The organism is Nitrogeniibacter aestuarii, assembly GCF_017309585.1.
GTDB classification, from domain to species: Bacteria; Pseudomonadota; Gammaproteobacteria; order Burkholderiales; family Rhodocyclaceae; genus Nitrogeniibacter; species Nitrogeniibacter aestuarii.
In genome coordinates, this window is the sequence record NZ_CP071321.1 from 3146423 (window position 1) to 3166379 (window position 19957).

At 61.5% G+C, this 19957-nt stretch carries 15 protein-coding genes; all 15 read right to left on the minus strand.

Features of this window, described 5'->3' with window-relative positions:
• Window positions 1–86 precede the first annotated feature (86 nt).
• From J0W34_RS14680 to J0W34_RS14750, 15 genes are read right to left on the minus strand one after another with little or no spacing between them, the layout of a single operon-like run.
• Complete coding sequence (locus J0W34_RS14680; protein ID WP_230969282.1) at window positions 87–1280, minus strand: SMP-30/gluconolactonase/LRE family protein; 1194 nt, start codon at window positions 1278–1280, stop codon at window positions 87–89.
• On the minus strand, window positions 1277–2737 hold the full coding sequence (locus J0W34_RS14685) for a polysaccharide lyase (RefSeq protein ID WP_227817223.1): 1461 nt from the start codon (window positions 2735–2737) through the stop codon (window positions 1277–1279). The genes J0W34_RS14680 and J0W34_RS14685 overlap by 4 nt, the downstream gene beginning before the upstream one ends.
• Window positions 2737–3699, minus strand: coding sequence for a polysaccharide deacetylase family protein (locus J0W34_RS14690; RefSeq protein ID WP_230969283.1), 963 nt, complete (start codon window positions 3697–3699; stop codon window positions 2737–2739). The genes J0W34_RS14685 and J0W34_RS14690 overlap by 1 nt, the downstream gene beginning before the upstream one ends.
• On the minus strand, window positions 3696–4970 hold the full coding sequence (locus tag J0W34_RS14695) for a putative O-glycosylation ligase, exosortase A system-associated (RefSeq protein ID WP_230969284.1): 1275 nt from the start codon (window positions 4968–4970) through the stop codon (window positions 3696–3698). The genes J0W34_RS14690 and J0W34_RS14695 overlap by 4 nt, the downstream gene beginning before the upstream one ends.
• Window positions 4963–6345 (minus strand): phenylacetate--CoA ligase family protein, encoded by a 1383-nt coding sequence (locus J0W34_RS14700; protein WP_230969285.1) that lies wholly within the window; start codon window positions 6343–6345, stop codon window positions 4963–4965. The genes J0W34_RS14695 and J0W34_RS14700 overlap by 8 nt, the downstream gene beginning before the upstream one ends.
• Window position 6346: 1 nt before the next feature.
• On the minus strand, window positions 6347–7609 hold the full coding sequence (locus J0W34_RS14705) for a glycosyltransferase (RefSeq protein WP_230969286.1): 1263 nt from the start codon (window positions 7607–7609) through the stop codon (window positions 6347–6349).
• On the minus strand, window positions 7606–8568 hold the full coding sequence (locus J0W34_RS14710; RefSeq protein ID WP_230969287.1) for a hypothetical protein: 963 nt from the start codon (window positions 8566–8568) through the stop codon (window positions 7606–7608). The genes J0W34_RS14705 and J0W34_RS14710 overlap by 4 nt, the downstream gene beginning before the upstream one ends.
• Window positions 8569–8594: 26 nt before the next feature.
• Entirely contained in the window at window positions 8595–9911 is a 1317-nt protein-coding gene (locus J0W34_RS14715; RefSeq protein ID WP_230969288.1) for a nucleotide sugar dehydrogenase, read from the minus strand.
• 11 nt (window positions 9912–9922) lie between these two features.
• Complete coding sequence (locus tag J0W34_RS14720; RefSeq protein WP_230969289.1) at window positions 9923–11119, minus strand: TIGR03087 family PEP-CTERM/XrtA system glycosyltransferase; 1197 nt, start codon at window positions 11117–11119, stop codon at window positions 9923–9925.
• Window positions 11119–13038 carry an asparagine synthase (glutamine-hydrolyzing) gene (gene asnB / locus J0W34_RS14725; RefSeq protein ID WP_230969290.1) on the minus strand — a complete coding sequence of 640 codons (1920 nt, stop codon included), beginning with the start codon at window positions 13036–13038 and terminating at the stop codon, window positions 11119–11121. Before asnB ends, J0W34_RS14720 begins: the two co-directional genes overlap by 1 nt.
• Before the next feature lie 9 nt (window positions 13039–13047).
• The gene (locus J0W34_RS14730; RefSeq protein WP_230969291.1) at window positions 13048–14262 is read right to left on the minus strand and encodes a TIGR04063 family PEP-CTERM/XrtA system glycosyltransferase; all 1215 of its coding nucleotides are present in this window, start codon (window positions 14260–14262) and stop codon (window positions 13048–13050) included.
• A complete protein-coding gene (locus J0W34_RS14735) occupies window positions 14259–16172 on the minus strand; it encodes an XrtA/PEP-CTERM system amidotransferase (protein WP_230969292.1) in 1914 nt (637 codons plus the stop codon). The genes J0W34_RS14730 and J0W34_RS14735 overlap by 4 nt, the downstream gene beginning before the upstream one ends.
• Before the next feature lie 4 nt (window positions 16173–16176).
• Window positions 16177–17364, minus strand: a complete 1188-nt coding sequence (locus J0W34_RS14740) for a TIGR03088 family PEP-CTERM/XrtA system glycosyltransferase (RefSeq protein ID WP_230969293.1) — start codon at window positions 17362–17364, stop codon at window positions 16177–16179.
• Entirely contained in the window at window positions 17361–18896 is a 1536-nt protein-coding gene (gene xrtA, locus J0W34_RS14745) for an exosortase A (protein ID WP_230969294.1), read from the minus strand. Before xrtA ends, J0W34_RS14740 begins: the two co-directional genes overlap by 4 nt.
• Window positions 18897–18904: 8 nt before the next feature.
• Complete coding sequence (locus J0W34_RS14750; RefSeq protein ID WP_227817269.1) at window positions 18905–19942, minus strand: FemAB family XrtA/PEP-CTERM system-associated protein; 1038 nt, start codon at window positions 19940–19942, stop codon at window positions 18905–18907.
• Between the last annotated feature and the right edge of the window lie 15 nt (window positions 19943–19957).

The following is a 19957-nucleotide window of genomic DNA, read 5'->3' on the forward strand; positions in this document are numbered from 1 at the left end:
AATGCCCAGCATTACCCCATATTGCTGGGAATTTGCATAGGCACTCTTTCATACTTGTCACCAATGCGCGCCTGAGCCGGGGTCCCTCAGTCGCCCGGGCGGTAGGCCCAGACGCGACGCCCATCAATCACGACCAGCACCTGGTCCCGATGATCGAAATAGGCCAGCATGCGTTCGCCATCCGGCATGGGCGGGCCGTCGGGATCGAGCGCCTTCCACTCGGAGCGATCCGGGTCGAACGCGTGAATTGATGGGTTCGACAGATCAACCAGCAGCCCCCTGCCCGTCGCGCTGTCGAATAAGAACACATTCCGCGCGTCATGCCCACCAGGCAGCGTCGGCGGACTCCCCTTTTCGTCTCGGACGGACGTCCAGACACGTGCCTTGGGATCAAAGCGGAAAGTACGCTTGCCAGCCCGACAGATCAGCAGTTCGCGTTGTGGATCGAAGTAACCGACCAGCTCCCGGCCGGGTGCATTTCGCGAAAACGTCCGGTCACCCTTCCTGGGCAGAAGCCTGAGCCAGGTATCGTTGGCGGAGTCCAGCCACCAGGTGCCACGGAGCTGCCAATCGTTGCCGTGATAGATGGCGCCCCCCCCTTCGGGATTGAATTCCAGAAGCGCGCCATAGGCCGGCGGCGGCTGTGGGGTGCCGGTTTTCAGATAGGCCCAGCGTTTCTGCTCCGGATCGAAGGTCCACATGGGCAAGGATGAATCGATCTCGTCTGCGGAGTGCTTCAGACGCGCCGCAATCTGATTTCGATTGGCCGGCCAGGCGTTCATGAACAGCACTTTGCGCCGTGCAGCATCGTAGGTGACCGACGACCATCCGTGTCCGATGATGGCCGGCCCACCGCGCCGGGTCATCAGAACGCCATCGTGCAGGACAACATCGCTGGCGTCATCGCCCAGACCCCGGTAGTCGCGTGGCAGATCAGGCGCATACAGCAAGGTCCATTCGAGCGCGCGCAGATCGAAGGACCACACATCGTTGAGTCGATGCGGCTTGCCATGGTTGGCCCCAAGGTAGATGGCCTGATGCCGCTCGGGTGCCCATACCATCTTGAGCGAGTAGTCCCGACGAAGGGGCCCGGTGTGATCCAGATCGAACCGCCGGGCCACCTCGTTGAAATCGCCCACGACCTCCGCATCGCCGAGGTACACCGCCTGATTCGGCGCAAGGCCGGCAAGCGCGGCGACCACCTCATCGGGCGCCCCGTGAGCTGCGCCGGCCAGGAGCAGCGCGCTCAGAATCAGGCCACGGAACCGCAACGCGCTCACTGCCCTCTCATGGGTCCGATGTAGCGATCGCTGATGACGACATTGTCGATGTACAGACTCATGTCCTTGGCCGGTTTGGCCAGACCGCCGTGATAGACGTTCATCCACACCGACTCGATATGCAACTGGTCGATGTCGCGGAAACGGTAGTCGTCGCGCCGGAAGACCAGTTGGCCGTCGATCCAGGCCTCTAGCACCCCATCGGCCAATCCCGGGGTGTTGAGCTTGACGTGCTGCTCGACCGAGTACCAGCGGTTCTTCTCCAGCGAGCCGGTCGGCCCCAAGGACCATCCGAGTGCATCCCCGGATGGCTGTTCCATACCTGCGTGATACACATAGGAACCGATCGAGCGGTTCGGGCCTGCTTCCGGCCCTCGCCACTGAAAGAACGCGCCACGCGCGGACCAGCCATTGAGGCCGTCGGATCGACGCATGCCCCATCCGGCGCGGTTGTAGGTACCTGAAATACCGGGCAACTTGCCGCCATCCACGGTCGGATCCCAGTTGTTGCCCAGGCGCAGGTAGTAGCGGAAATAGATTTCATCCGGCTCTTGCTGCCGCCCCTGGCGGGCAAAGCGGTAATGGGCATTGAGCCCCATGTTCCGGCCCCGCCTGAGCGTGACCTTGAGGGCGCGACCATCCAGCGGCACAAAGCCGGCTTCGTCGGGATCGGAGACCAGATCGAAGGACTCGTTGCCGCCGTGCTCCCAGCGCTCGAGCCAGTCTGTATCGTCGAAGCGCTCGACCATCCAGACATCGCGGCGCGACTCAAGCGCCTGCTCGGTGGCTGCCGTTGTGGCAACGCCGGACACAACCACGGTATTGCGATTCTCAACCAGCGGCACATCAAAGCTGCCGACCCCGGTCTGGCCGGAGTACTGCTTGTCGCTGACCATGATCAGACGGGCCGCAACGACCCTGACGGATTCTCGGGGTTTGAACGGAAACACCAGGATGGCACTGGAGTCGTTGCCCACCTTGAGAATCGGCAGATCGCCGCGCGTGCGACGTGCGGAACAGGAGATGTAGGTATCGGAGCTCGGACTCAGACGATCGACCCTGCCGTCGCTCCATTCGACGCGCAACGTCGGCCGGTCAACCGAGCGTTCGGCCTCAAGGCTGGCGAAGTTGACGATGCCGCTGACCCTGTCGTCCACGCGAAGCATCAGTGCGCCGCTATCGGAATCGCGATGACTCCAGGCATCCACGATACCCGTCACGTCCCACTGGACAATCTGGGGCGATTTGAGGCGCGGAATGGTCTCGGTCGAATAGGCCGCCGGGCCATGCCTGACGCCGTTTCGATCAACCCAGTCGCCGCCAGGTGCCTCCCACGACTGCCGTGCCGTCGACTGGCGATATTCGCAGGAGGCTTGATCCGCATCCAGCGCCTGCGCCGGACTGGCCAGCAGCATGCCAGCCAGGCACCACGAAGCGGGATGCAGGCGCACCGACATCAGACCCGCTCCCCGTCTCTGCGCAGGTTATGGGTCAGCCGTCCGAGGAAGCGCAGCTGAGTGCGATCCCAGGGTGTGAATCGTGGCAACTGGAACAGGTCGCTATCCGGGCGGGAAGCCCCGGCGGCGGTGGTGACCGCCGCGCCATACCCGGCCGCCTCCACCAGATCGCGGTCGCGCCGGGTGTAGTCGCGGACAGGTTTTCCGTTGGGATAGGCAAACAGGTTCATTGGCTTTCCGATGATCTCTTCCAGTGCGCGCTTGCCATCACCGATTTCGCTGGCGGCCTGCACCGAGGTCAGCGAAGCGAGAATCGGATGGCTGACGGTATGACCGCCAATGGTCATGCCGGCCTCGGACATCTGGCGAAGTTCGCTTGAGCTCATCATCAGGTCATTGGGCAACTCGACGTCGGCTGCTGCTGCCACATCGTCGACCGCGTTTGCACGTTCCACAGGGGGGAGATGCTTGATCCGGGTCAGAATGCTGTCGATGCAATGACGTCTCGCCGAAGCGGAGTCCAGCAAGAATTCACCCAGCCCGATCTTCTCCAGGTTCAGCGAATCCTGACGCGCGGCGCGTACGCTCTCGATGACCGTATCGTTCCACATCCGCCCGCCGTCGAGAAAACCCGACGCAACAAAAAATGTCGCGTGCAGCCCATGGCGCTGAAGTATCGGCATGGCAACACGGGCGTTGTCGGCATAGCCATCGTCGAAGGTGATGCTCAGGGCACGCGAGGGCAGTGACGCATGTTGAAGGCCGTGGACCGCTTCTTCAAGCGGGATGACACGGTAGGTCTGCTTGATCCAGCGCAGCAAGGTGTCAAAACGGGCAGCATCCGGCTCTTCCGGGAACAGCGGATCGGGCCGGGGCAAGACGCGGTGAAAGATGAGAATCGACAACTTGCCGGCTGCACCGGCAGGCGACATCATCGACGCGAGCATCCTGACCGGCATCATGCGAGCACTTCCCGGCCTGTCGGCACTGTTTCATTTGCTTTCTTCTTTTCGTTCTCGAGCCAGCGCCTCGTCACCACAAGCATCACCATCACGTTGTAGGGCAAATCGAAGTACGCGAGACTCAGGAACGCACCACCGACACCGAATCCGATCAGCACCACCTGGATCATCCCGGCCAGATGAAAGACCCACTCGTGCTCGGGATTGCCCCGGGACTGGCGCCTGAGCTTGACCGCTTCGCGCCAACTCAGCCAGCCCAGCAGAAGGTAGATGAACAGGCCGGGCCAGCCATGCTCGCCGAGCACCTGGAAGTAGATACTGTGAGCCGCACGCACGATACGCGGGTCGGGGGCGTATGACTGATAGACGATCGGGTCATACATCTCGAAACCGCCGCCCGTCACCCGGTCGTTCGCCAGATTGACGGCCGTCTGCCAGGCATTGATACGCCCCATCGCCGAACTGTCTTCTTCATAGGTTTCGATGGTGCTCATGCGGTCGTGCCAGCTTTGCGGCATGAACGCGAACAAGCCGGCCGCGGCAACCACGATGACGACACCGGAGACGATCTTGCCGCGGCTGCGTAGCCAGAGAATACCCCCCATGGCGACAATGGCCAGGAAGGCCCCGCGCGATTGCGTGCCGAGCACGGCCACGGTGGTCATGAGCATCATCACGAACAGGCCGCGCTTGATCCACTTGTTATCGTTCGTCAGCGTCAGGTAGTACATGAGCGGAATGGTGATGAGCATCGCCAGACCGATCTCGTTGTTGCCGCCGATGAATCCGCCCGGCCCCCAGACGCGACCACCGCCGCCCGTCATGATGGTGTAGACCCCACCCTTCAGGCCGAAGAAACCGATGGACAGGACGTTGATCCAGACGAACAGCTGGATGTGCTTCTTGTCCTGCAGGACGGCCAGCGCCAGCAGTGTCATCACCTGGATTTTCATCACTTTCTTCAACTGATCCAGAGACTCACCGGGGAAGAAGCCGAACGCGGTCGTCACGCACATCCACAGAATGAAGATGATGAGCACCGTCACGATGCCGGATCGCGGCATCGACACCTTGTCCTTCGTCGTCATGAGGGCGATGAACGTGGCGCCGGCCGCCGCGGCCGCAAACGGCAGATCGTAGGCAAAGCCCCAGGTGAGCCGGTGGGGGTTCATGACACTGATCCAGGTCCATAGCAGCACGCCGATATAGGCATGGCGAAAGACCTGCGGCAGGAAGAACAGGAACAGCCCGGTAATAGCCAGATCACGCATGAGCGGAAACCTCCTGGCGCATGCCCGGCTGCACCTTGCTCACGACATAGCGGAATTTGCCCGATTTTTCGGCGGGGATTTCGTCAACAAATGACACACCGATGGTGACGTGTTCGCCGAGGCGTCGTTTGAAGTCGGTGACGATGCGCTGCTCAGCGCCTTGCTCCCAGCGCGAATCGGCAACAATGAACACGTCGGTGTGATCCAGACTCTCCTGGGCGATCTTGAACTTGGCCACACCGGGCAGGTCGCGCACGGTGTAGATGAGCGCAAGCCCGTGCATGACGGTGCCATCGGCAGCCACGATGAAGTCAGTCGTGCGACCCTGGACATCGGCCAGGATCGGCAGGGTCCGTCCACAGGCGCACCCCGAGCCCCCAAGCACGCCCACATCCCCGGTGCGATAGCGGACAAACGGGAAATCGCGCGTGGCCAGATGGGTCACCACGATCTCACCTGCCTCGCCCGCGGCCACGGGCTGCCCGTCGGCACCGATGGTTTCGACGATGATGTCCTCTGCACTCAGATGCAGATTGCCGGACGGACACGCGTGCGCGATGAAACCCGCATCACGCGCACCGTAGCCATTGGCGACCGGCGCACCGAAGACCCCCTCGATGGTTTCCTTCTGATGATCGTAGAGTCGCTCCGAGGTCACGAACACCACCTTGATGCCAAGGCGGTCCATCGCCCGCCCCTGCGCCTTTGCATGGGCCGCGATCATGGAAAGGCTGGACGGATAGCCAAACAGCATCTTCGGCCTGACGCGCTCGATGGTCGCAACGAAACGATCAAGGTTTTCACGGGACATTTCAAAGGCTGGCAGCAACTCGCTGCGGAACAGGCCGTCCCGGATCTGTCGAACGCGATCCTGCGCCCCCAGTTCGACCGGCGACCCCCACACCACCAGTTCGGGGTCGCCGATATCCACGCCCCACCAGCGCGTGGCGCGCCACTTGGCGGCCACATCATGGCTCTTGCGTCCGAGCCCCGTGTAGAAGATGAGCGGCTCGCCCGACGAACCACCAGTGTTGTATCGCGTGATCGGACCGTGATCGGCCGCCTTCATGCGCTCGCCCTGAGCACGGATGACGGCCTTGTCCAGCAAGGGCAGGCGCTCGAGTGCGCGGACGCTGTCGACTACCTGCGGATCGAAACCCGATTCATCAAAGAGATCGCGGTAGTAAGGCACCTGTGTGCCGATGTCACAAAGAAAGGCCTTCAGGCGCTCGACACGAACCGCCTCGAGTTCATCGGCATTGGCATATTGGGTGGCTTCGAGCGATTTGAGTCGCGCCACGGAATCGTGCTTCTTGAGCCGTTCATGCAGCGGAAAGAGGACGCCGGAAACCAGGCGGGTATACAGAGAGCTCACGCTAGCGGTGCTCCACAATGGGTTTGCGCTTTGCGCGCATGGCGACAAATGCAGCAGTCAGTTGATCGATGCGATTGTCCCAGGTGTTGTCCCGGGCATAGGCCAGAATGGCCTCTCGGGACCACGGGCGATCGAGGCTATCGATGAGGGCATCCCTCAGCGCATCGTGGTCGCCGAATGGCACGATATGACCGAGTTCAGGGCGGCACACGACCTCAGCATTGCCCCCCACGTCGGTTGTCACGACCGGCAAACCGCAGGCCATGGCTTCAAGGAAGACGTTGGCCCAGCCTTCGTTTCGTGTCGACAGCACGAAGACGTCGGCCGCGCTCAGCTTCTCCGCCAGCTGTGCCGGCGCCACCGGGCCGGTGAAGAGCACCCGGGATTCCAGACCGAGCGTGCGGACCTGAGCCCTGAGCTGCTCGCTCATGTCCCCTTCCGGACTCCCGCCACCGATGATCACATAATGCACATCAACATCGTTCGCGATGATTTCGGGCAGGCAGTCGATGACACGATGAAAGCCTTTGCGCTCAACCAGCCCGCCCACGGTCACCAGTACCTTGGCATCGACTGGCAAGCCAAGACGACGACGCGCTTCAGCCTGCTCGATCGGCGAGAACTTCTCGACATCGACACCATTGCCGATCACCTGAATCTTGTCCGCCTCGCCACCTGCGTCGCGCACCAGTCGCTTGAGTGAATCAGCGACGCTGACGACCATGTCGGCGTCGCGTACCGCACGCAGCACCTGCTCGGCGAGCCCCGGGGTGCGCAGCTGGCGGGTCTCGGTGCCCCGTAACGTGATGCTCACTGGCAAACCGAGCCAGCGGCCCAGCAGGGTCGCCGCCTTGCCACAGGGGTAGGCGAAATGCGCATCGACGATGCCTTCGCCAAATCGACGCTTGAGCCGCCGCATGAGCGGCCAGGTGCACAGGGCCATCGACCAGCCGTCCAGCCCCCGCAGCACGCCGGGCAAGGCCAGAAATCGCGGGAAGAACACCTCGGTGCCGTCCTGAATCTCGTGATGGGCGGTTTTGACGCGGTAACCGGGTCTGAACTTCTGGATCAAGCCCTGAAACGGAAACCACGGCTGGGGCGACACGACCACCATCGGGCCGTGTGCGCGGACCCGAAACATGCGTTCGCGGATGAAGAGCCCTGCGTTGGGCTGTGCGGCATTGGGAAACAGCGATGAGTAGACAAACACGGGCCCAACCTCTCGGGTGCCCTGTGCCATCGCAGGCGCATCGGCAGGCTTCACGTCACACGCTCCCAGTGGGATGAAACCAGCGAAACAATGCCGATCAGGAGTACTGCAACGCCAAGCCATCCGAAGATCTTCAATCGCGTACGCAAGGCAGCCAGTGCGTCACGGGTGTCCGGGTCGGCGTCGGGCAACAGGCGCAATCGTGGATACTGCTGCCACAGGATGGCAGCGAGCTGCTCGACCGGGCGGCCAAAGCGACGCGCCGTTGTCACGACCGGGTGACTGTCAAGCGCCATCACTGCATTTCCCCACCACATGTACCACTGCGCGGCACCCCGCCGGTAATAGTCCAGCGCCTTCTCCGGGTAGACATATCCGGGCGGCGCATCGGGGTGAACGCGCTCGCCATGGAATGCTTCGCCTGAAATGAGGTGATGCCGGAACTCCATCGCAGAGAGCGGTTGACCGTCGGCCCCGAGAAAATACTGGTTGTTGTAAATATCGATGAGCCCCCAGCGCTTGCGCTGGCGATCCCAGACTTCGCTGAGAATGTGTCCATGCCCGCCGTAGCCATCGAATGAGAAGGCCCATGGGCGGGAGAATACCCCCGCCGCGTTGAGCAAGGCCGTGAAGACCTCCACTACGTCGCCACAATAGCCCTCACCGTGCTCACGGATGCGCGCATAGCTCTCCGCCAGCGAGGCTTTGATGGGATTGTTCGGGCGCATGTCATCCGGCAGGAGATGGCGCCCCACGCCGAGCGCGGCAGCCCAATCGTCGCCGGTGGTATGCAGCGCATGGTCTGCCACCACACGCGCAAACAGCGGATGCACGGGACCCGATTCGACTTTGAAGTCCGCGGGAACACTTTCAGGCGACCACTGATGACTGGCGGGCGCGTCTTCAAGAAGCAACGCATTGCGCAGTCGAACCAGCTCGGCTCCGTTGCTCAGGTGTCGCACAAACGACAGCCCGAGCGCCCCCCAGACGAGCAAGGCCAGCAGAAACAGCACGGTTCAGGCTCCCCGTGGGCCCGGGCTTACCAGCACAGACCGGTGATCTTCGCCTTGATACCTGAATCGGAACCCACACCCACCAGATCAAACAGGTGTTGATCGGGGCGGGCCCTGGCGACAACCGCCTCGCGGATGATGGGTGAGGCGGAACCGAGCACCAGCACTTCCGAGTCGGCAACAACCGCCTCGATATCGTCCTGGAGCATCTCGCCGATATGAGGCAGATGACGTTCGATGAAGCTCTTGTTGGCACCGAGCAGACGTGACAGATGCACTTCCGGGTCATACACGGACAACTGGACACCTTTGCCGATCAGTTGCTCGGCCAGCGTGACCAGCGGACTTTCCCGCAGGTCGTCGGTCCCGGTCTTGAACGACAGGCCGAGAAAGCCGATCTTGCGCTTGCCGGTGGCCAGAATCTGTTCGATCGCCAGATCCACATGGTTGCGGTTCGATGCCAGGATGTTGCTCAGCATCGGCAATTCCACATCGTGCATCTTGGCCAGGTAGCTGGTGGCGCGCAGGTCCTTGGGCAGGCACGAGCCGCCAAAGGCAAAACCCGGCTTCAGGTACGCCTTGGAGATGTTCAGCTGGGTGTCCTGGCAGACCAGGTCCATGACCTCGAAGGCATCCACGCCCAGTGCGTGACACAGACGCGCCGTCTCGTTGGCGAATGTGATCTTGAGCGCGTGGAAGTTGTTGCAGCAGTACTTCATCATCTCTGCGGCGCGCACCGAGGTGCGCAGGAAGCGGCACGGCAGATGACCAAACAGGCCTTCGAGTCGCGTGTAGGCGTCTTCGTGGTTGGCACCGACCACCGTGAACGGCGGCTTGTCATAGTCGCGAATGGAGGAACCTTCACGCAGGAATTCCGGCTGGAAGCACACATGGAAGCCCTCGCCATCCTTCTTGCCCGAGGCCCGCTCGATGATCGGTTTGAGTGTGTCTTCGACCGTCCCCGGCACCAGAGTGGAGCGAAACACGAACACATGTGCGTCTGATTTATCCTGGAGCGCGGCCCCTAGGTCTTCGGCGATCCGCAGGACGGCGCCCTGATCCTGGCTGCCGTTGGGGGCCGAGGGCGTGCCCACGCAGATGAGCGACATGTCCGAATCACGAACGGCCTGACGCACATCGTCGGTCACGGTCACCCGACCGCTGGCCACCACCTGCTGCATCAAATCGACCATACCCTCTTCCACGACCGGGGTCTTGCCCTCGCGAATCAGGTTGAGCTTGGTCGGATCGATATCGACACCAATGACGTCATGCCCATCACGCGCCAGGCAGGCGAGCGAGACCGCGCCAACGTATCCGAGACCGAAGATGCTGATTTTCACTGGTGAATTCCTTATTGCTTGGCAAATTCCGAGAGGCATCGCTCCACGATGCCGTCGAGGCGTTCCATCGATTTGGGCCAGTCGTGGTGCGACAACATACGCTCACGCCCAGCAATGGCAAGGCGTTCACGCTCGGCGGGATTTTCGACGATGCGCAGTATGGCGCAAGCGTACTCGTCTGGCGTATCAGCGACGAGGAAATGGTTCTCATCTTCTGCATCAACGCCGCCAGCCGCCACTTTGCTGGTGACCACGGGCACGCCCATGGCCATGGCTTCAAGAATCTTGTTCTGCGTCCCGCGAGCGATATTCAGCGGCGCCACCATCAAGGCAGAGCGCAGGATATACGGTCTGACATCCGGCACGGAACCGGTCACCGTCACACCGTCGAGTTCCTCAAGCTTGCGCACGGCCGGGATCGGGTCGGCGCCGACGATCACCAGCTTGAGCGACGGTCGTCGGGCCTTGAGCAGCGGCCAGATACGCTTGCAGAAGTCGAACATGCACTCCTGGTTCGGGTAGTAGTCCATGCGCCCGATGAAGGAAATCAGGTCCGGGTCGTAGCCTTCGCCGTCCGGCTTGAAGAAACCGGCATCGACGCCATTCGGAAACCAGCCCGTGGACACACCGGTTTCGTAGGATTCAAGCGTTTCCCACTCGGCCCGCGTCGTGGCGGTGCACATGTTGAAACGCGTGGCCAGACGGCGCTCGGCGCGCTCCATCTTGGTGCCCTCGAGCCAGTACCCCATGTTGAGCGGAAATGGCTTGAACTTGACGTATTCGAGCCATTTCTGCGAATCCATGTCGCCAAAATCGAGGATCTTGGGGATGCCCTCTATATCCTCAACGTACTGCGCCACGGATGAGCAATGAACGAATATGAGGTCGAACTTCTCTCTGGCCACCAGTGCCTTCACACGGCGGGCAAGATCGGGGCAGTAGAAAAACCCCATCGATGAGGGCGTAAGCGTCGGCAGGCGAGCCACCATCCGCAGGGTTTGCACCGGATTGGAGACCCGCCCCATTTCAAAGTGCGCGCAATGTGCCTCCAGGCCCTGCCCTTCAGCCGCCTCCTCGTCGGAGCGGACCAGCGAGCACACGGTCACTTCATGCTGCTGCGAGAAGTGACGGATCATGTTGAACGGGCGAATCTTCCCCCCCCGCTTGGGCGGGAACGGAAAGCGATGACAGACGTACAGGATTTTCATCAGACGTAACTCTTGAGTTCGGTGGCAACGTCATCGGGCGAACGACCGTCGAGGAACATGCGACTCCAGATCTCGAGGTTCATGAGTGCGATGAGCGCATCAGTGCCATCCATGCGATTCGACTCGTGATCCCGGATCAGCGCAGTCACCGCCCGGGCATCGAAGAGACCGCGCTCACCGACCACCTTGTCATTGAGCAACCCGTTGAGCAGCGGCGCCAGTTCGCGCTTGAGCCAGGCGCCCATGGGCGTGCCGAAGCCGCGCTTCTTGCGATTGAGGATGTCGTCGGGCAGCAGATCTGCCAGGGACTGCTTCATGACGTGCTTGAGCCGCCCGCCCTTGACCTTGATATGCGCCGGCATGGTGGCCGCCGACTCGGCCAACGTATGGTCGAGCAGAGGGACGCGACACTCGAGCGACACCGCCATGCTCATCTTGTCGGTGAGCAGCAGCAGATCGTCGGGCAGTTGAGTCGCCGCATCGACGGCAAACATGCGATTGAGTTCGTCGTCGTTTCCGGCCATTTCGAACGCGCCGTGCATGGGATCGAAGGCGCCCGCGTCGGGGCCCAGCATGGCCGTCACCCGCGCCGCATCCATGATGCGCAGGTAGTTTGCATAGCGCACGTCGGCCGGCAGGCCTTCGGACGCGAGAAAGCCCTTGGCGAGGCGCAACAGGTTGAGGACTTTCGAATGGCGGTCGGCCGGCAGATGGTCGGCGGCGAACCCCATGAGTCGCTTGGCAAAGCCGGGAATGCGGTCGAACTTGCGCTGGTAGTGCTGCCCCAGATAACGGCGATAACCGCCGTACAGCTCATCCCCCCCGACACCCGACAGAATCACGGTCACGTCCTGGCGGGCGAACTGGGAGACCAGATAGGTGGTGATGAAGGCGGTGTCCGCGAGCGGTTCGTCCATGTGCCAGAGCAGCTTCGGCAGCAAGGAAACCACGTCCGGTTTGACCACGATCTCTCGATGCTCCGTCCCGAACAGCTCGGCGACACGACGCGCGTACGGCAACTCGTTGTATAGCGTTTCTGCGGCGCCGCCATCGAATCCGATCGCATAGGTCTTGATGGGCTGGTCACTGTGCCGCGCCATGAAGCCCACGACAGCCGAGGAATCCACGCCACCGGACAGGAAAGCACCGATGGGCACATCACTGACCATCTGGCGGTGCACCGCCGCTTCCATTTCGACCCGGGTACGCTCGATCCAGTCGGCTTCGGTCAGCGTGTTGTCGACGGTAGCCGGCATCTTCCAGTACTGCCACTGGCGCACGCCGCTGGCGTCGATGGACATCATGGTCGCGGGGGGCAGTTTTTCGACGTGCTCGAACATCGAGTGAGGCGCAGCCACGTACCCCAGGGTCAGGTAGGAGGACAGGGCTTCCCGGTTGAGGGACGGCGAAATGCCCGGCACGGCAAAGAGCGCCTTGGCTTCGGTCGCGAACGCCAGGACCTTCGAATCGCGATACAGATAAAGCGGCTTGACGCCGAGACGGTCCCGACCAATCAGGAGACGGCGGCGCGGCGCATCCCAGAGGGCGAAATTGAACATGCCATTGAGGCGATGAATGAACTCATCACCTTCGGCCCGGTAGAGGTGCAACAACACCTCGCAATCTGAGCCCGTCTTGAACCGGTGCCCCGACGCTTCGAGTTCAGCCCGCAACTCCCGGAAATTGTAGATTTCGCCGTTGCACACCAGCCAGGTCTGCTCCGACATATCGGACAGGGGCTGGTGACCACCCGCCAGATCGATGATCGACAGACGGCGCATGCCGATGCCGCATTCGCCATCGATGTGCATGCCTTCGTCGTCGGGCCCGCGATGCTGCGTGATCTGCCCCATCGCCGAGAGCAGGGGCGCTTCGACCGTCTGACGGTCAAAGCGGTAGATACCGTGAATGCCACACATGTTGCGCCCTCAGCCGAGTGAGGCCTGGCGGCCGAACTTTGCCAGCGCCTGCTCGTAAACACCCACGTAGCGCGATACGCTATTGGCCCAGTTCCGTTCCTCTTCCACGTAGCGCCGCCCATTGCGCCGGATGACGTCCCACGCATCTCTATGGTCCAGCGCCTTGCGGATGCAAGCGGCCAACGCATCGACCTGCCCGGCCTTGAACAGGTAGCCCGTCTCGCCATCGCGGATCAGTTCCCGGTGACCACCTACGTCGGAAGCCACGAAGATACGACCCTGTGCCATCGCTTCGAGCGGTTTGAGCGGGGTGACCAGCTCGGTCAGGCGGATCGGCAGGCGCGGATAGGCCAGCACGTCGATCAATTCGTAGTAACGCTGGACTTCGGCATGAGGCACACGGCCAGTGAAGACCACCTTGTCCGCGAGACCCGCCTCGGCCACCTGGGCCTTGAGGCGTGCATCCTCCGGCCCACCCCCGACGAGAAGAACGCGAAGATCAGGCATGTCGGGGACCAGCCTTTCAACGGCACGGATCAAATCGGCAAGACCTTCGTACCCGTAGAACGAACCGGCAAAACCGAGCACGGTACAAGCATCCAGACCCAGCTTTCGTCGCAGCTCCGGGTCCGCTTCGGCGCCGAAGCGAAAGCCCTGGACATCGACGGCATTGGGAATGACCGTCACCTTGGTGGGGTCAACACCGCGCACCGTGATGTCCTTGCGCAGTCCTTCGCAGATGGTCGTGACCTGTGTCGCCCGGCGCAATGCGAAGCTCTCGAGGGCACGGGAAATCCTGTAGCGCAAGCTGCCTTCGGTCGTCGTGCCGTGATCAACCGCCGCGTCTTCCCAGGAGGCGCGCATCTCATAAACGACGGGGATCTTGTGCTTGCGCCCGACCCAAAGCGCAGGCAGGGCATTGAGCACCGGCGAATGCGCATGAATGATGTCGGGTCGAGTCTCGGTGACCAGCGCATCGAGTCGCGCTGCGGTGGCTTTCATCTGCGCCACCAGACCAAGTTCCGTGGCCGTGGGCGTTCGATGAAACGTCCAGCCATCGACCGTTTCGGATGCGACGTCGGTGACACCCTGCTTGGGGGTGGTCAGGTGCATCGTATCCCAACCCCGGGCGCGTTGTTCGCGCAGGATGGAGAGTGTCCGGAACGTGTAACCACTGTGCAGCGGGAGCGAGTGATCCAGCACATGCAGAATCTTGAGGCTCATGCCGCCTCCCGGCGCATTTCTCCCTGGCTGCGACGCAAGAAGGATTCAAACATCAGCAAGGTCCAGATCGGTGAGCTGTAGTCGCGACGACCGCTTTGGTGGTCCGCCACGATCCTGGCGAGCATCGGCATGTCGAACACGCCCGAATCGGCCATGATCGGGCTGGTCAGGGCCTGCTGCACGCGTTCGCGCAAGGGGCCGCGGAACCAGCGCGCCAGCGGCACGGAGAATCCCATCTTGGGCCGGTAGAGCACATCATTGGGCAGATGCGGCTCCATCGCCTTCTTGAACAGGAATTTGCCTTCCTGCCCGCGAATCTTCATATCATTGGGCAGCGTGGCCAGCCACTCGATCAGCGGATGATCCATCAGCGGCTCACGCACTTCGAGCGAGTGCGCCATGCTGGCGCGATCGACCTTGGTGTTGATGTCGCCCACCAGGTAGGTCTTGATGTCGAGATACTGAATCTGCGCCAGCGCATCATCGGTCTGCGCGTTGGCAGCGTGGCGCCGGAACACCTCCAGTGCGTTGTAGCCCCCGAGTTTCGCCTTGAATGCAGGTGAGAACACCTGTGCTCTCATATCATCGCGAAGGATCGACACCGAATGGAAATAGGCCTGCACCGAATCGCGGGCCAGCGCCTGGAAGGTCGTTTTGGCGCGGAAGACGCGAGGCGCCCAATCCGCTTTCGGATACAGCTGCCCGAGCATCCCGAACACAGGACGACGAATACCGATGGGCATTGCATCCCGCATGCGCTGCTCCATCATGTGCAAACGATACCGGCGGTAACCCCCGAAATTTTCATCGCCACCATCACCGGACAGGGCCACCGTCACATGTTTACGCGCCAGCTGACATACGCGATACGTCGGAATCGCCGAGCTATCGGCGTAGGGCTCGTCGTACAGCTCCGACAGGGAGTCGATCAGGTCGAAGTCGTCCGACTTGACGGTCTCGACGTGGTGATCGGTCTGGTAGCGTTCGGCCACCATGCGCGCAAACTCGGACTCGTTGAAGGCAGGATCGTCAAAAGCGATCGAGCAGGTATTCACTCGTCCCGACGAAAGCCCCGCCATTGTCGCCACGACCGCGCTGGAATCAACCCCTCCCGAGAGGAAGGCACCGAGCGGCACTTCAGAGATCATGCGCAACCGGATCGATTCCTTCAGGCGAGCATCAAGCTCTTCGAGCGCGTCGTCGAAACTCACCGGATTGTTCAGAGTGAATTGGACGTCCCAATACGCTTTGCTCTCGGGTACGGGCTGGCCACGACGCAGGCACAGGGTATGGCCCGGATCGAGCTTGCAGGCGCCCTTGTAGATCGTTCTCGGCTCTGCCACATAACCCAGCGCGAAATACTCTTCCACCGCGAGCGGATCGACCTCGCGGCTGAGCGCCGGGTGTGCCATCAGTACCTTGAGTTCCGACCCGAAGGCGAAACTGCCATCTTCGAGCATTGCGTAATAGAGCGGTTTGACGCCGAGACGGTCGCGCGCGAGAAAGAGAACACCCTGGTTCCGATCCCAGAGGGCAAAGGCGAACATGCCCCGGAAGCGCTTGACGCAATCTTCGCCCCACGCCTCCCAAGCATGGACGATCACTTCGGTGTCACTGTGCGTCCTGAACTGGTGGCCAAGTGCCTGGAGTTCAGGGACCAGTTCCTGGAAGTTGTAGATTTCCCCATTGAAGACCACGGATACCGAATGATCTTCGTTGAACAAGGGTTGCTGCCCGGTCGCCAGATCGATAATCGACAGGCGGCGATGGGCCAGCGCGACGCCCGGCTCGAAGTGAAAGCCGCCCTCGTCCGGCCCGCGATGGAACTGAACATCATTCATCCGCGCCACGAGATCTTTCGAAAATTCGCGACGTCCGTTCAGATCAAAAAGACCGGCGATACCGCACATTGATTCAGATTCCCTTGTTCACTGTTTCAACCGTGTCACGGCTCACGCCCAGCGCGTCGTCATACACAGCCATGTAATTCTTCACCATCGCATCGAGGCTGAAATGCGCCTCGACCCGTTGTCTGGCACTGACCGACATGACGGCACGTTGGCCCGGGTCGCCCGCCATCGCTTCAAGCACAGCTACCCATTGCTCCGGTGCGCCCGGCGCAACCAGATGCCCCGTGATCCCGTCGTCGACCAGTTCCGTATTGCCCCCAACCGCCGTGGCAATGACGGGTAGTCCAGTTGCCATCGCTTCGAGCAGGGTGTTCGAAATACCCTCGGCCAGAGAGGGCAACACAAACACATCCATGCTGCGCATCAACGCCGGCACATTGTCCCGCGCACCGGCAAACCATACGCACTGCGCGATATGTTGCTCACTTGCGTAGTCCTCAAGCGCCTTTCGCATCGGTCCGTCACCGACAATCACGATCCGCGCTGCATCTGCATGCTCGCTGCCAGTGGCTCTCCACTGAGCGACCGCTCGCAACAGCGCCATTTGATCCTTGACCGACTGCAAGCGTCCGACAGTACCGAAAACGACGCCGGTGGTGTCAAAGAAGCCTGCCGGTGCCTGGTCAGGCACAACCTTGGGGCCCGGAGAAAAGCGGCTCGCGTCCACACCGTTGCATATACGCGTGATACGCCGGCTCCGGATCCCCACGCCTTGGGTCAAATATCGCGAAATATGGGATGACAACGCGATGTAATGCGTCACGAACGGGGCATACATGCGCCGAATCAGGCGATATTTTCTCGATTGACCGTCCGGATCGGAATTATCCCAACCGTGCTCACCGTGAATGCGTGCCGAGACGCCTGCCAGCTTCGCCGGCACGGTCATTTCGAGCGCGGCCAGATTCCGGGTGTGCACGATCGCCGGACGCAGTCGCCGGAATTCTCTGAACAGCCGCCCGAATATCCTGAATCCGTTCCCGGGCGGCTTGTGGATCGAGATGAATTCGACATCCGGACGTGTGACCCGCTGGCAGAACGAGGGCTCGCACTGCGCAAGCGCAATCACGACGTGACGATAGCGGTCCGGCGGCATCTGATTGATCAGATTGACGACACCATTTTCCAGGCCACCAATATCAAAGTTGTAGAGTACGTGGGCCACAAGGGGCGTGGCATCGAGCTGCGTCACAGCAACCCGGCCTCAGCCTTGAGGACGAGGGTCCGCAGCGCCAGGCCATTGTCCGCCATGAAACGCTCGAACACGGCGTTAGCGGCATCGCCTTCGTCGGGTACCACAACAACGATCCGCGCGCCGGCATCGGAACCGGTGAGCACCCGGCGCTGCGCGGTCAGCAACTTGGCCATCACTTCTCCCGAGACGGCGCGATCCCCGATCTGGTACCAACTCCAGACCGTCAGACGACGCCGGGGGCTGTCGAAGAGCATGCGCTCGGCCTCGATCCCGTCAAGCCTGACACGCCGCTGGTCGATTACGCGCCACACGTCATCCTCTTTCGGCGTCAGACGATTGGACCAATGAACCAACTCCTTGCCGGGTACCTGGTGAGCATAGACCCCGACATGGATAGCGATGATGCCGGCCTCGGAAGCGTAAGTCCGTTCGGCATATGCTCGGTAACCATTGAGAGACGGTCGATAGTTCAGCCCTTGCGCTGGTTGCCATCCATTCAGGTCTGCCGGCAGTTCAAGCGACACGTCGAGCTGCCGGTCGATCGGGGTGCTCAAGGTCGCCAGCGCGGCAGACGCGACCAGGCACACGCAAGCGACCAGCGCTCCGGCGTAAGCCCCACGACGCTCACGCGCAACCGGCACGGCGAGACGGTCGCCAGAAGGCTCAGGCTCAGCCCAACGATTGCCCACCCAGAACATGAAGAGGATCACGAACCCGAAGAAAACCCAACCATAGATCAGGTGATCGACGCCCGCTGCGATCTTGTTGTCACTCAGGTAACCGAGCATCACGATCATGAAGGCACGCAGCCAGTTCGCGACGATCGGCAACAACAGCGAAAAAATGGCAAAGACGGTGCGGCGGACGGCAGAACGGTAGTTAAGGTACGCGAACAGTGTACCGACCATGAACGAGGCAATCAGGTAGCGAATCCCGCTGCAGGCTTCCACCACGGACCAGCGACCATTGGGTAAGACGAAATGGTTGCCCTCCTGGAAAACCGGTACGCCCACGGCCCTGAGCGCGCCGACGGTGAATTCGGCGGTGTAGTGCATCAGCGTCGGGACGAGGAAATCACCCGCCGGCGCCATGAACAGAAGGAAACACAGCGGAAAGAGCAGGCGCTTGAAGATCGCACGCCCCAGTGCCAGCCACATGGCACTGATCAGTGCAAACACGGCGAACACGTGCTCGACCACCGAAATGCTCAATGCGATTCCGGCCACCCAGACCGCCGTCGACAAGGCCAGTGGGAGCACCGCCAGCCAGTCGGGATCCGGCACCATCCGAGTCAGTTCGCCGCGCTTGAGCCACACCAGGTAAACGGCAATGGGCAGGACGACGAAACCATGGGCAAAAGTCGCGGACACACTCCAGATGTGCCACATCCCGGCGGCACTGCCCCAGAAGCCCACCAGCCACGCGACAAACACAGCTGCCATGGCGACAAATGCCGCAGGCGTGTGTTTCTGCGCCGCCTCAGGGGCTGTCGCCCCCTCGCGCTCGTCCGACGGAGGCGATACGGCCATGGCGCGGGTCACCCGAGATTCCTGACGATGTGCGGGCCGATCGCATTGGCAACCGGCAGCGGCAGGCGGCGCCACAGTGCGATGAACGCGCGATACTTCGGATTCATCGGATTGTTCTGGGGAACTTCGTCACGTTTGTACAGGCGGTACTCATAGGACAGAGGCTTCGGCTCGAAACCCCAGTTTTTCTTGAAACTGTAAGGGCCGGTGCCGATCTTGCTGCGACCGTAATCAAAGATGCGACAGCCACGCTCACACGCACGTCGCATCAGTTCCCAGTATTTGAAATCGTTGGCCGCCAGTCCGCGCGCGGCGAAATCGTCGCCTGCGTAGTACGGCAGCACTTCGTCCCGGAAGTAGAAGCTCAGGACACTCGACAATGGCTTGCCTTCGGCATCCGTCACCGTGAGAACTTCGCAATCCTTACCGAAGGTTTTCAACAACGTCTCGAAGAAACGCTTGGGCAGAGCCGGGGTCCCGTGACGCAGCACGTTGTCCGAATAGAGTGCAAAAAAGCGGTCGGCGTTGGCATCGACTTCACTCAGCAAGCCATTCTTGATGCCTTTGCGCACCATCGCCCGCTGTTTTCGGGGAATGGCCATCATGTTGGCCTCGACATCCGGGTCGATCGCCTTGCGAAAGGTGACGTAAAGATCCTGGCGGGGCCAGTCCGGATGGCGAGCCTCAAGCATCCGGTATTCGAGATGTTGAACGCCTGCCTGACGCGCAATTCGATCCGCTTCCGCCTCGAGTGCATCGACAGCCTCGGGCGTACCGACCGGACCGCCGTAAACGCAGAATGGCAGCGAGGTCATGGCGTGCCCGAACAGGCGACTTTTCACTTCCGCCAAAGGCAATACACCAATGACGCGACCGCCCTGCTCTGCCATCAGAAAATGCGTCTTGTGGCGAAACACGGACTCGATGATGCCCTTCCAGGCACCGCGATGAAAAAACGTCGCTTCCGGAGTTGCATAGACAAATGCATCCCAAGCCTCAAGCGCGTCGTCCGTTAGCGTTCGAACGGTAATTGAATCCGGAGTCATAGATAAGAAGCTGGC